Source organism: Pseudomonas sp. HMWF006 (assembly GCF_003061205.1).
GTDB classification, from domain to species: domain Bacteria; phylum Pseudomonadota; class Gammaproteobacteria; order Pseudomonadales; family Pseudomonadaceae; genus Aquipseudomonas; species Aquipseudomonas monsensis.
The window spans coordinates 1-11529 of the sequence record NZ_QAIU01000368.1 but is presented as its reverse complement, the minus strand read 5'-3'; the positions used below and the strand labels follow the sequence as shown (position 1 = coordinate 11529).

The following is an 11529-nucleotide window of genomic DNA, read 5'->3' as shown; positions in this document are numbered from 1 at the left end:
GCCTCGACCTGCTCCGCGGTTGCCACGCCTTGTTGCTCGAGCACGTCGAGCACCAGGTTACGCCGCTCCAGCGCACGCTCCGGGTTGCGACGCGGGTTGTAATAAGACGGACCTTTGACCATGCCGACCAGCAATGCAACCTGGTGCAACTTCAACTCGGACAACGGTTGACCGAAAAAGAACTGACTCGCCAGACCGAAACCGTGCACCGCACGCTGACCGTCCTGACCGACGAAGACTTCGTTGAGGTACGCCTCAAGAATCTCTTTCTTGTCGTAATGCAGCTCCAGCAACATCGCCATCATCGCTTCGGTGAGCTTGCGGGTCAGGCTGCGTTCATTGGTCAGGTAGAAGTTTTTCACCAACTGCTGGGTCAGCGTGCTGCCGCCCTGAGTCATTTTGCCGCCAGAGGTGTTGACCCAGATGGCTCGGGCAATCGACTTCGGCGACACGCCCCAGTGGCTGTAATAGTCGCGATCTTCAACCGCAACCAGGGTTTCCAGCAGGTACGGCGGCACCTGATCGAGCTTGATCAGGATGCGGTCTTCAAGGTTTTTCGGGTAAATGCCACCGATCATCAACGGTTCGAGACGCACGACCGACAGTTTCGAACCGTTGATCGCCGACAGCTCCGCCACGTAGTCGCCGGAGAAACGCACGCGCACCGGCTGTGGTTTCTCCAGGCCTTCATAGAACTGGAAACCACGGGTATTCAGATCGACTGTGTTGCCATTGACCGCTGCGGCACCGGGGCCGTTGCTCACGGCTTCGCGACGATAGCCGAGGGCATCGAGTTCGGTTAGGAAGTCGTCCTTGCTGAGCTTTTGTCCGACGAACAGCTCAAGCGGGCGGGCGTACACCTTGGCCGGGATGGTCCAGCGCTTGCCGGAGAACTTCTCCTGCACCACGGCATCGAGGTAAACGGCGAAGCCGGCCAGCACCACTAGGCCGACCAGACTGAGTTTAATGGCCCAGCCCAGCCACGGGCTCAGGCCCTTGGCAGGTGGTTTTTTCTTGGTACGGGGGGATCGAGATCGAGTCATGGCGGCGGATTATACGCACTTTATTCATACTCAACAGGAGCGCTCCGAGGTTTGCGTCGGGCTGGCGAGCGGCCATAATGGCGACCTCGAATTTCCCCCAGTCTCTGAAGGATCGCCCGTGAGCCAGTCACTGATCGCTGCCCTGCAAAACCCGGCCCTCTACCCGCACCCCGTCGAAGGGTTCCAGGTCATCGAAACCCACATTTCGTGGGTGATCCTCACCGGTCCCTTTGCCTACAAAGTGAAGAAGCCGGTGAATTTCGGCTTTCTCGACTTCACCAGCCTGGAGTCACGCGCGCATTTCTGCGCTGAAGAACTGCGTCTGAACCAGCGCCTGACCGACGATCTGTATCTGGACGTGTTACCGGTCACTGGCAGCGCCGAAGCACCGCAACTGAACGGTGACGGTCCGGCCATCGAATATGTGCTGAAGATGCGTCAATTCCCGCAGACCGGTTTGCTCAGCACCCTGCAGGCCAACGGCGAGCTGACCACTCGGCACATCGACGAAATGGCCGAGCAGATTGCTCACTTCCACCTCAGCGCACCAAAAGTGCCGGCCGAACATGAAGCTGGCACCCCGGACGCGGTGATGGCACCGGTTTCGCAAAACTTCGAACAGATCCTGCCGTTCCTCAGCGATAAAAGCGATCTGCTGCAACTCGAAGCGCTGAAGGCCTGGGCCGAAAGCAGCTTCGAACGCCTCAAGCCATTGTTCGCGCAGCGCAAGACCGAGGGCTTCACCCGCGAATGCCACGGTGACATCCACCTGGGCAACGCCACAGTCATCGACGGCAAAGTGGTGATCTTCGACTGCATCGAGTTCAACGAACCGTTTCGTTTCACCGACGTCTGGGCCGACACCGGTTTCCTGGCAATGGACCTGGAAGACCGCGGCCTGAAATCCCTGGCCCGTCGCTTCATCAGCCAGTACCTGGAGCTGACCGGTGACTATCAGGGCCTGGAAGTGCTGAACTTCTACAAAGCCTACCGCGCTCTGGTTCGCGCCAAGGTTGCGCTGTTCAGCATGCCGGCGGACGCCACGCCGGTGCAGCGCGCGACCACCCTGCGCCAGTATCGCAACTACGCCAACCTGGCAGAAAGCTACAGCACCATTCCGTCGCGCTTCATGGCCATCACCCACGGTGTTTCCGCCGTCGGCAAGAGCCACGTCGCCATGCGTCTGGTCGAAGCGCTGGGCGCGATCCGTCTGCGCTCCGATGTCGAGCGCAAGCGTCTGTTCGGTGAGCAAACCGTAGCCAATGACGTGCAGGCCGGCATTTATAGTGCCGATGCCAGTGTCGCGACCTACGCGCGGCTGCATGAGATCGCAGAGATCATCCTGCACGCCGGTTTCCCGGTGGTAATCGACGCGACTTACCTCAAGCGTGAACAACGCGACAGCGCCGCGAAAATCGCCGAAGCCACTGGCACGCCGTTCCTTATCCTCGACTGCAATGCGCCGCAGGCGGTGATCGAGAGCTGGCTGGCGATTCGTCAGGCGGATCAAAAAGATCCTTCCGACGCCACCCTCGCCGTGATCGAAGCCCAACAGGCCAACCGCGAAGCGCTGACACCGGAAGAGATTCTGCGTAGCAAGCGCGTGCAGACCAACGAATCCGGCACGCTGGATACGGTGGTCGCGCAGATCCGTCAGCGCCTGCCAGGCCTGTAAGAAACTATTTCGGCCGTGAAGCCCTCGCTCGCTTCACGGCCGTCAAATAGTGGCACTATACTGGCGTCATAAAACCAACAGGTGATATGACATGAGCCAGCCGAAACTTCTCGACACCCCGCTTTATGCCCTGCTGCACAAGGATGACATCACCGGTTTTAACAAGGAGCGTCCCAATGACGGCCCGATCGACATGGTGGGCGGCGACTTCCGCGGCCTCGACCTGCGCGAACTGAATGCCGATGGCGTGGATTTCCGGGACGCGTATTTCCGTTCCGCCGACCTGCGCGGCATCGATTTCCGCAACTCATCGCTCGAAGGCGCAAGCCTGGCCCACGCCCAGATTTCCGGAGCGTACTTTCCGCCGGAACTGAGTGCCGATGAAATCCTGATGTCGATGAATTTCGGTACGCGTCTGCGTTATCGCACTCGCTGATCGCCTCATTATTCCCTGACACAACGCCTTCCCTGTAGGAGTGAGCTTGCTCGCGATAGCGGTCTAACATTCAACACATGTGTGCCTGCCAGTCCGCTATCGCAAGCAGGCTCACTCCTACATTCAATTGTGTTCCCCCCCCTTTCTGCGTTCGCAGGCCGTTCAAGCGCCCTTTCTTAGAAGCGTTTGCGTTGAATCCGACCAAACAACCACGCTTTTCCTACTGATGGCTACACTCCTGAGAAGCTCGCCCACGCACCATTCGGCCGTCGCAAGGAGGCTTGATGAATGATGAACTGCAACACCTGAAAAATCTTGGCAAGACGTCGGCGCAATGGCTGCATGCAGTGGGCATCCACAGCGCCTCCGACTTGCGTCGCCTGGGTGCGGTGGACGCCTACCGGGCCGTGCGTACCCGTGGGTTTCGCGCATCGAAGGTGTTGTTGTATGCGATCGAGGGGGCATTGATGGATGTGCACTGGAACGACATCCCCGCCGAACGCAAGGATGCCTTGAACAAACAGCTCGAAGCGATTTCCTCGCGTCACAAGAACTGAACGGGCGCTGACCGCCATGTACCTGCTAGGGGAACAATCGGCGTACGCCGATGCACTGATCAATCGCTTGCAGAATTTGCCCGCGAAGTGGCTGGAGGGTCTGGCGCCGTGCGCGCCGGTTCTGCAGATAGACGCGACCGCTGACCTGATGGCGCAGTTACCTGGCGATCAGGTTTTTCTACTGAGCGAAGGCGTGATCAACGGCGGCGTCGGCGCACGGCTGCTGTTTTACTGGCAGGAAGGCGATCTGATCGGCCTGCAGCAGGGCGACGCCTGGGCCGATTGCCGTTTGTGCGCGGACGGGCCATTGCGCTTGATGCCCTATCGGCGCAGCGATGTTTTCCTGCATCTGTTTGCCGAGCCCATTCGTTCAGAACAGTTTCTGGAATATCTGCTGGGGCAAATGGCCCTGCTCGCCCATGCCGTAGCCGAGCTGAAACCGCGCGAGTTTCGCAGCACCAACGGTTTCAAACGGGTCGAGGCCGGTGAAACGCTGATCCACCAGGGCGATGCGGCCGATCATGTGTTTGTGATCATAGATGGCCACGCCGAGGCATTCGTTGACGGGCATAAAGTTGGCGAAGTGCCCAAGGACGAGATCTTCGGCGCCATGGCCGTGTTCACCGGCGAGCCGCGCAATGCGACGGTCATTGCGCGAGAACCGAGCACGGTGATGCTGATTCCCGGTGATCAGTTTTTGAGCATGTGCCACACCAATCCGAAGATCGCCCACAGCCTGATCGAGAGCATGGCGCGGCGCATCGGCCAGTTGAATCACCAGATCACGCAACTGACACCGAGCAAAGGTTAGCGCTGAAGCCCTGCTTTTGCGGGACATTCCGGCCATTTTTGGGGCTGAATAAAATAAATGCAGAAACAGTGGTTGACTCGGTAATGAGAATCGCTATGATTATCACAACTGATCGCGAGATCGGTCGATATTCTGAAAAGCCCTTGGTTCGGACTCTCAGATTATCTCCTCATCAGGCTAATCACGGTTATTTGACCCGGTTTTTACCGGGTCTTTTTTTGCCCGTGGAAATGTCATTTACCGAACTGTTTGCGCATCTGCGCGCAGTAGTCCTGCTTCGCAGTGGGCGGGGTGTACCAGACGAAATCGGCCATTGCCGCGGTCACGTCGTCGCCCTGCTCTGCCAGCATCAGCACCGTCGGTGACTGAGTCGCGCCCAGGTCCAACACATGTAACGGCACGCCCAGATCTTTTCGCGCATGCCACGCCCCCGCCAACAATAATGACGGTGTCGGCGCCGCCAGCAGACGCTCGGCCATGCGCCGGTCACGCTGTTGCTGCACCGCCAGCATCGCCGGCATCTGCGATTCAGGCAGCAGGCCGCAGTGGGAATCGCCGATCTGGCCCAACAAAACACTTTTCACAGGCTGAGCATTGCTGCGCTCACCGCGCAAAACTGGCGGGTTGCGATAGAACGTGTGGATTTCACTGCGCTCAAGATTCGCCGCCAACAGTGGCGAGGGTTGAGTCAGAGCAAAGCGGACGATCGGACCATAAAGACTCCAGTCCCAGCCCTCTTCCCAGGCCAATGCACCGGGGAGATCGGCAGGCAGTTTCTGCGCGTGATGCACTTGATCGATTCGGGGCTGCTGCTCCGGGGTGAGCATTTCCATCAGCAGACTGCCTTGGGGGCGCCGCTCGGCCAGCGTCTGCAACAGCCACAACTGCACAGCATGATGATCGGCATTGTCATGCTGTTCGCCGATCAGCACCCGCTCAGGCCTGGAAAGACGCGCCAACAATTGCTCCGCCGTCAGCACCTGACCGCTGTGCAGATCGCGGATGTCACCGGCGACGGGTGGCGGTGCAACAACATGCTGACACCCCGCAAGCCACACCAGCGCCAATAACCACATCCCACGCATGCAATCACCTCGACGAGAATCTCAGCGGGCGATGATCAGCGGATGCCCGCGCTCCGGGTGCGGTTGCACCAGAACTTCAAGACCGAACACGGCTTTCAGCGTATCCGGGCGCAACACTTGCTCCGGCGTATTCAGCGCGACTGGACGGCCACCTTCAAGCAACAACACCCGATCACAATAGCGCGCCGCCAGATTCAGATCATGCAGAATCACCAGCACCGCCGCGCCGCGATCGGCGAAGTCGCGTACCGCTTGCAGCGTGGTGTGCTGATGCAACGGATCGAGCATCGACGTCGGTTCATCCAGCAACAAGGTTTGCCCGGCCTGCCCCGGCCAGAGTTGCGCCAGGACCCGCGCCAGATGCACCCGTTGACGCTCGCCACCGGACAACGCCAGATAACTGCGCCCGCTCAAATGCCCGGCATCCGCAGCCGCCAGCGCCGCGGCGACAATCTCGTCATCGCGCACTCGCCCGGTTTGATAGGGCAAACGCCCCATCCCCACCACTTCCTCCACGCGAAAGGCAAAATCCAGGGTTGAGACTTGCGGCAACACCGCCAAGCGTCGCGCGCGTTGCGTGCCGCTCCAGTTGCTCAACGCCTCACCGTCGAGGCAAACCTCACCCTCGCTGGCACTCAGCTCCCCGCACAAGGCGCCGAGCAAGGTACTTTTACCGGCACCGTTCGGCCCCAGCACACCCAGCACTTCACCCGGTTCAAGTTGCACCGTGACGCCGCTTAGCACGGTCTGGCGGCCGCGCTGGATGCGCAGATTGTGTGCACGCAACATCAGGTGCGTCCTCGCAGCAGCAGATAAAGGAAGAACGGAGCCCCGATAAACGCCGTGACGATGCCGATCGGCAGTTCCGCCGGCGCCAGCGCCAGCCGTGCGACCAGATCGGCCAGCAACAGCAGGCTGGCCCCGGCCAGTACCGAGGCTGGCAACAGCACGCGATGATCCGGCCCCGCCAGCAAGCGCACCAGATGCGGCACCACCAGCCCGACGAAACCGATCATCCCGGCCGCTGCCACCGCCGCGCCGACACCCAGTGCCGTGCAAAACACCAGCTCACGCTTGAGGCGTTCGACATCAATCCCCAAGTGCCCGGCCTCGGATTCACCCAGCAGCAAGGCATTCAGCGCCCGTGCCCGACGCGGCAGCCACAGCGCGACGCCGGCCGTGATGATCAGCAATGGCCAGAGCCGCGCATAACTGGCGCCATTGAGGCTGCCGAGGTTCCAGAAGGTCAGCGTACGCAAGGTCGCATCGTCCGCCAGATAGGTGAACAGGCCGACCGCCGAACTGGCCAGTGCCGTCAGCGCGATACCCGCCAGCAACATGGTCGCGACGTGGGTCTGGCCGTTGCGCCGACCGAGTCGGTAAACCAGCGCCGTCACCCCGAGTCCGCCAAGAAATGCGCACGCCGACAACAGGTACGGCCCGAACCATTCCGGCAAGCCGCCCAACAAAGAACCGCCGACAATGGCGATCGCCGCGCCCAACGCCGCGCCACTGGAAACGCCGACCAGCCCCGGGTCCGCCAGCGGATTGCGAAACAGGCCCTGCATGGCCACACCGGACAGCGCCAGCACGCCCCCCACTGCCAGTCCCAGCAAGGTACGCGGCAGACGAATCTGCCCGAGAATCAACTCAGCCTGCTCCAGGCCGTCCGGCGCCAATGGCACGCCAATCAAACGCAGCGCTGCCCGCAGCGTATCGAACAGCGGCAGGCTGACCGGGCCAAGCGCCAGTGACAGCCAGATCGCCAGCAAACACAGGAGCGTCAGGCCAATAAACAGGCCGCGGGGCTTGACCAGTGTGGTCATTGGCCGCTCTTGGCCGGGTAGAAAGCGTCAGACAAGGTTTGCAATGCCGCCGGCAGACGCGGCCCGAGCCCACCCACCAAGAGCGTTGGATCGAGCTCCAGAACACGCCCGGCCCTGGCCGCAAGACTGGCATTGAGGATCGGGTTTTCCTTGAACAGCGCGGCTTTTGCCGCCTCACCGGTGAGCGCCCGGTCGGCAAACACCAAGACTTCAGGATCGAGACCGGCGAGCGATTCCACGGAAAACGGCTTGTAGCCGGAATGGGTCGCCAGATTATGTCCCCCGGCCTGTTGCAGCAGCCAGTCGGCAGCGGTGTCTTGGCCGGCTATCAACGGTTTGCCACCGGCATGGCCGAGCAGCAACAGCACGCCGGGCGCTTTCTGTTTCGCCTGCGCTTGCATCACGCGCACTTTCTGCGTCTCGAGTTGCTGTTGATAACCTTGCAGCAGTTGCGTCGCCTGGCGTTCAGCGCCGAGCAAGCGGCCCAGATGTGTGACGTTCTTTTCCAGCGTCGGCAGATCTGGCTGAGCTGAAAACAACTCCACCTGCACCTTGGCGGCTTTCACCTGCGCCAGTACCGGCGGTGGGCCCATTTCTTCGGTGCCGATCAGGATATCCGGGCGCAGGCTGAGAATGCCTTCGGCGGAAAGACTGCGCTGATAGCCAATGCTCGGCAGCGCCTTCAAGGCTTCGGGATGCTGACTGGTGGTGTCGACACCGACCAGTTTCGCTTCAGCGCCGAGCGCGCTGACCCATTCCGACAACGCCCCGCCAGCGCTGACCCAACGTTGTGGGAGATCGGCCGCCGCAGCCGGATGGCCGAGGAAAAGACCCATACACAACACAGCAACGCGGGTATTCAGGCGCATACACAGCTTCCTTGAACGAAGTTTTTCCCGGGCATCCGGATGACAGGCCAAGTATCCTCGATACCGGCCGGCCATCCCGCGGGTGAAGGCGGCCATTTGATAATTGTTTGCATTTAAACGTCAAGCTCGGACATATCCAGTCACGAGCCGACATTAGAGGATAGCCATGAAGTTTCTCTGCGCGGGCGCCGAACTGGCCGAGGCCGGCAGCCGCGGTTTCGATCTCGACGGAACAAGGCTGTTCGCCGTACGCCGTGGCGGTCAGGCCTATGTCTACCTCAACCGCTGCCCGCACCGCGGCGTCGGGCTGGAATGGCAGCCAGACCGCTTTCTCGACCCGAGCAACAGCCTGATCCAGTGCGCCACCCACGGCGCACTGTTTCTGATCGAGGATGGCGAATGCGTCGCCGGCCCCTGCGCCGGGCAATCACTGACGGCGATCCCTTGCCGTGAAGACGCGCAAGGGTTGTGGATTGATGTTTAACCGTTGAGCAACACGTCGAGTCGACGGTCGATGATCATCTCTTCAGGGGTCAACCGCACACCATAGGCCAGCACTTCAACGCCACAGGCCACGGCCTCGCGCAGCGCGTCGGCATAGGCAGCGTCGATCTCTGCGGCCGGTCGCACCGCGTCAATTGCGGTGAGATTCACGCAATACAACTGCACCGCCCGAATCCCGTCCCGGGCCAGATGCGCCAGCTCCCGCAAATGCTTGGCGCCGCGCTGGGTCACGGCGTCGGGAAACGCCGCCACACGGGTGCCCTCGAAACCCAAGGTGACACTCTTCACTTCCACGTAAGCCGGGCCGCCCGGGTATTCGAGACGAAAATCGATGCGGCTGTTTTCCTGGCCATAGGCAACTTCACGCTTCAACGCGGTAAACCCGTTCAGCTCGGTAATCACCCCGGCCTGCAACGCTTCCTCGACCAGACCGTTGGCCCGCGCCGTATTCACGCAAAACAACCGCCCCTGCGGGGTTTCACCGATTTCCCAGGTGCCCGGCAGTTTGCGTTTCGGATCGTTGGAGCGACTGAACCAGACCTGTCCGCCCTCGACCTGGCAATTGAGCATCGAGCCAGTGTTCGGGCAGTGAATGGTCAGGAACTCGCCGCCAACGGTTTCGATATCGGCGAGAAAACGCTTGTAACGACGGATCAGTCGCGCCTCTTCCAGCGCTGGATAAAAGCGCATCAGGCTTGCCAGCTCTTCAAGCCACGGGCGATCCGTTCAACCGCTTCCTGTAGGCGCGGGAGGTTTTGCGTGTAGGCAAAACGTACGTGGTGGCCGGCCTGATACCGGCCGAAATCCAGGCCCGGGGTAAAGGCAACGTGCTCGGTTTCGAGAAAATGCCGGCAGAACGCGAAGGCATCGCCGCCGAATTGGCTGATATCGGCATACAGATAGAACGCACCCTCGGGCTCAACAGCGATGTTGAAACCGAGCTCGCGCAACGCCGGCAGGAGGAAGTCCCGGCGGCGGCCAAATTCAGCGCGGCGCTCTTCGAGAATGGCAATGGTGTCCGGCTCGAAACAGGCCAAAGCGGCGTGCTGGGCCATGCTCGGGGCGCTGATGTAGAGGTTCTGCGCAAGTTTCTCCAGTTCACTGACCGCCGCATCGGGCGCCACCAGCCAGCCGAGGCGCCAGCCAGTCATGCCGAAATACTTGGAGAAACTATTGAGGACAAACGCGTCGTCATCGACTTCCAGCACGCTGGCCGCATCAGTGCCATAGGTCAGGCCGTGATAGATCTCGTCCACCACCAGATGCCCGTGCCGCGCCTTGAGGGCTGTGGATAACCCGGCCAGTTCATCACGGGTCAGGATCGTGCCGGTGGGGTTGGCCGGAGAGGCAACCAGCGCGCCAACACTGTCATGGTCCCAATGCCGCTCGACCAGATCCGGGGTCAGTTGGTAACGCACATCGGGACCGACAGGCACCAGCTGCGCCGCCCCTTCGACCAGACGCAGGAAGTGCCGGTTGCAAGGATAACCGGGGTCCGCCAGCAGCCAGTGTTTACCGGGATCGACCAGCAACGCGCTGGCCAGCAGCAACGCACCGGAGCCGCCCGGCGTGATCAGGATCCGCCGTGGATCAATATTCAGTCCATAGCGTGTCTGGTAGAAACCGGAGATCGCCTCGCGCAACTCGGGAATGCCCCGGGCGGCGGTGTAACGCGTCTTGCCCGCCGTCAGCGCCGCCTGCCCCGCGCGGATGATCGGTTCGGCCGTGGTGAAGTCGGGCTCGCCGATTTCCAGGTGAATCACATCGTGGCCGTCAGCCTGCAATTCGTTGGCCCGCGCCAGCAGCGCCATGACATGGAACGGTTCGATCGCACGACTGCGGGCACTGTAAGGCTGAGCCATTGGTTTTCCTTCGACGGGGAAAAAGAGACGATTCTACCCATCTGCCGGAACGAGCGAGAACCCGTAGCGGTCACAGCCTCAAGAACGCTGGACTGTAACGATATGCGCGTACGCTCCAGGATTGACTAAAATCAGTGATTGAACAGGTCTTCACCACCACCAGACACGGCTTGCCAAACATTTGCAAGCGCCACCCGCCGGGGCCTCGACATCCGGGAGTAGCGCAGGCCGAATTGATCTGGTAAGTTCGCCCGCTTGCAGCCGCAGGGCCGGCAGGTGTCGGTGATGGAGCAATCCTGCGCAATGGATTACAAGAGTAGAGGCGGTCCATTTCATGCCCACCCAAGCAAAGCAACAGCAGCAAGCGACGATCAGCGGCTTCGAACCTTATGTTCCGAAGGCAGGCGAAGAGTACATGGGCGCCCCGATGCGCGCGCACTTCACCAAGATCCTGAATAAGTGGAAACAGGACTTGATGCAGGAAGTCGACCGTACTGTTGATCACATGAAAGACGAAGCGGCCAACTTCCCTGACCCGGCCGACCGTGCCAGCCAGGAAGAAGAATTCGCCCTCGAGCTGCGCGCCCGCGACCGCGAGCGCAAGTTGATCAAGAAGATCGACAAGACGCTTGAACTGATCCAGGACGAAGAATACGGCTGGTGCGAGTCCTGCGGCATCGAGATCGGCGTCAAGCGCCTCGAAGCCCGTCCTACTGCGGATCTGTGCATCGACTGCAAGACCCTGGCGGAAATCAAGGAAAAACAGGTCGGCAAATAATCCCGACCTGAATGAAAAACGGAGCGTGCGAACGCTCCGTTTTTGTTTCTGCCTTTTCTTTTGCTTTTATCGGTGTTGAATGT

General features: G+C 60.7%; 13 protein-coding genes. 6 read left to right on the top strand and 7 right to left on the bottom strand.

The annotated features are described in order from the left end of the window. A partial coding sequence (locus tag DBR24_RS15110) for a transglycosylase domain-containing protein (protein ID WP_177490568.1) occupies positions 1–1043 on the bottom strand: 1043 nt, incomplete at its 3' end. A gap of 118 nt (positions 1044–1161) precedes the next feature. On the opposite strand from DBR24_RS15110, the gene DBR24_RS15105 reads away from it, so the two are divergent. The 4 genes from DBR24_RS15105 to DBR24_RS15090 all read left to right on the top strand — a co-directional run bounded on the left by DBR24_RS15105 (position 1162) and on the right by DBR24_RS15090 (position 4522). Continuing rightward, complete coding sequence (locus tag DBR24_RS15105) at positions 1162–2718, top strand: bifunctional aminoglycoside phosphotransferase/ATP-binding protein (RefSeq protein ID WP_128615162.1); 1557 nt, start codon at positions 1162–1164, stop codon at positions 2716–2718. Between the two features lie 91 nt (positions 2719–2809). Continuing rightward, positions 2810–3154 carry a pentapeptide repeat-containing protein gene (locus tag DBR24_RS15100; protein ID WP_123464123.1) on the top strand — a complete coding sequence of 115 codons (345 nt, stop codon included), beginning with the start codon at positions 2810–2812 and terminating at the stop codon, positions 3152–3154. A gap of 284 nt (positions 3155–3438) precedes the next feature. After that, positions 3439–3711 (top strand): TfoX/Sxy family protein, encoded by a 273-nt coding sequence (locus DBR24_RS15095; RefSeq protein ID WP_003228231.1) that lies wholly within the window; start codon positions 3439–3441, stop codon positions 3709–3711. A 16-nt stretch (positions 3712–3727) separates the two neighbouring features. After that, positions 3728–4522 carry a Crp/Fnr family transcriptional regulator gene (locus tag DBR24_RS15090; RefSeq protein WP_128615161.1) on the top strand — a complete coding sequence of 265 codons (795 nt, stop codon included), beginning with the start codon at positions 3728–3730 and terminating at the stop codon, positions 4520–4522. A gap of 233 nt (positions 4523–4755) precedes the next feature. Here DBR24_RS15090 and DBR24_RS15085 read toward each other — a convergent pair whose 3' ends face one another. From DBR24_RS15085 to DBR24_RS15070, 4 genes are read right to left on the bottom strand one after another with little or no spacing between them, the layout of a single operon-like run. After that, on the bottom strand, positions 4756–5607 hold the full coding sequence (locus DBR24_RS15085; protein WP_128615160.1) for a ChaN family lipoprotein: 852 nt from the start codon (positions 5605–5607) through the stop codon (positions 4756–4758). A gap of 21 nt (positions 5608–5628) precedes the next feature. Beyond that, positions 5629–6396, bottom strand: a complete 768-nt coding sequence (locus DBR24_RS15080) for a heme ABC transporter ATP-binding protein (protein WP_128615159.1) — start codon at positions 6394–6396, stop codon at positions 5629–5631. Further along, positions 6396–7379 (bottom strand): iron ABC transporter permease, encoded by a 984-nt coding sequence (locus DBR24_RS15075; RefSeq protein WP_177490570.1) that lies wholly within the window; start codon positions 7377–7379, stop codon positions 6396–6398. The genes DBR24_RS15080 and DBR24_RS15075 overlap by 1 nt, the downstream gene beginning before the upstream one ends. 50 nt (positions 7380–7429) lie before the next feature. After that, positions 7430–8302, bottom strand: a complete 873-nt coding sequence (locus DBR24_RS15070; RefSeq protein WP_128615158.1) for a hemin ABC transporter substrate-binding protein — start codon at positions 8300–8302, stop codon at positions 7430–7432. A 166-nt stretch (positions 8303–8468) separates the two neighbouring features. Between DBR24_RS15070 and DBR24_RS15065 the strand changes: the two genes are divergently transcribed. After that, a complete protein-coding gene (locus DBR24_RS15065) occupies positions 8469–8786 on the top strand; it encodes a Rieske (2Fe-2S) protein (protein ID WP_123464111.1) in 318 nt (105 codons plus the stop codon). Here DBR24_RS15065 and sfsA read toward each other — a convergent pair. Further along, entirely contained in the window at positions 8783–9496 is a 714-nt protein-coding gene (gene sfsA, locus DBR24_RS15060) for a DNA/RNA nuclease SfsA (protein WP_128615157.1), read from the bottom strand. The two genes, DBR24_RS15065 and sfsA, sit on opposite strands and share 4 nt — an antisense overlap. Beyond that, the gene (locus DBR24_RS15055) at positions 9496–10668 is read right to left on the bottom strand and encodes a pyridoxal phosphate-dependent aminotransferase (RefSeq protein WP_123464108.1); all 1173 of its coding nucleotides are present in this window, start codon (positions 10666–10668) and stop codon (positions 9496–9498) included. Before DBR24_RS15055 ends, sfsA begins: the two co-directional genes overlap by 1 nt. A 334-nt stretch (positions 10669–11002) precedes the next feature. Here DBR24_RS15055 and dksA point away from each other — a divergent pair, with 334 nt between their 5' ends. Further along, positions 11003–11446 carry an RNA polymerase-binding protein DksA gene (dksA, locus tag DBR24_RS15050; RefSeq protein WP_003228250.1) on the top strand — a complete coding sequence of 148 codons (444 nt, stop codon included), beginning with the start codon at positions 11003–11005 and terminating at the stop codon, positions 11444–11446. Positions 11447–11529 lie beyond the last annotated feature (83 nt).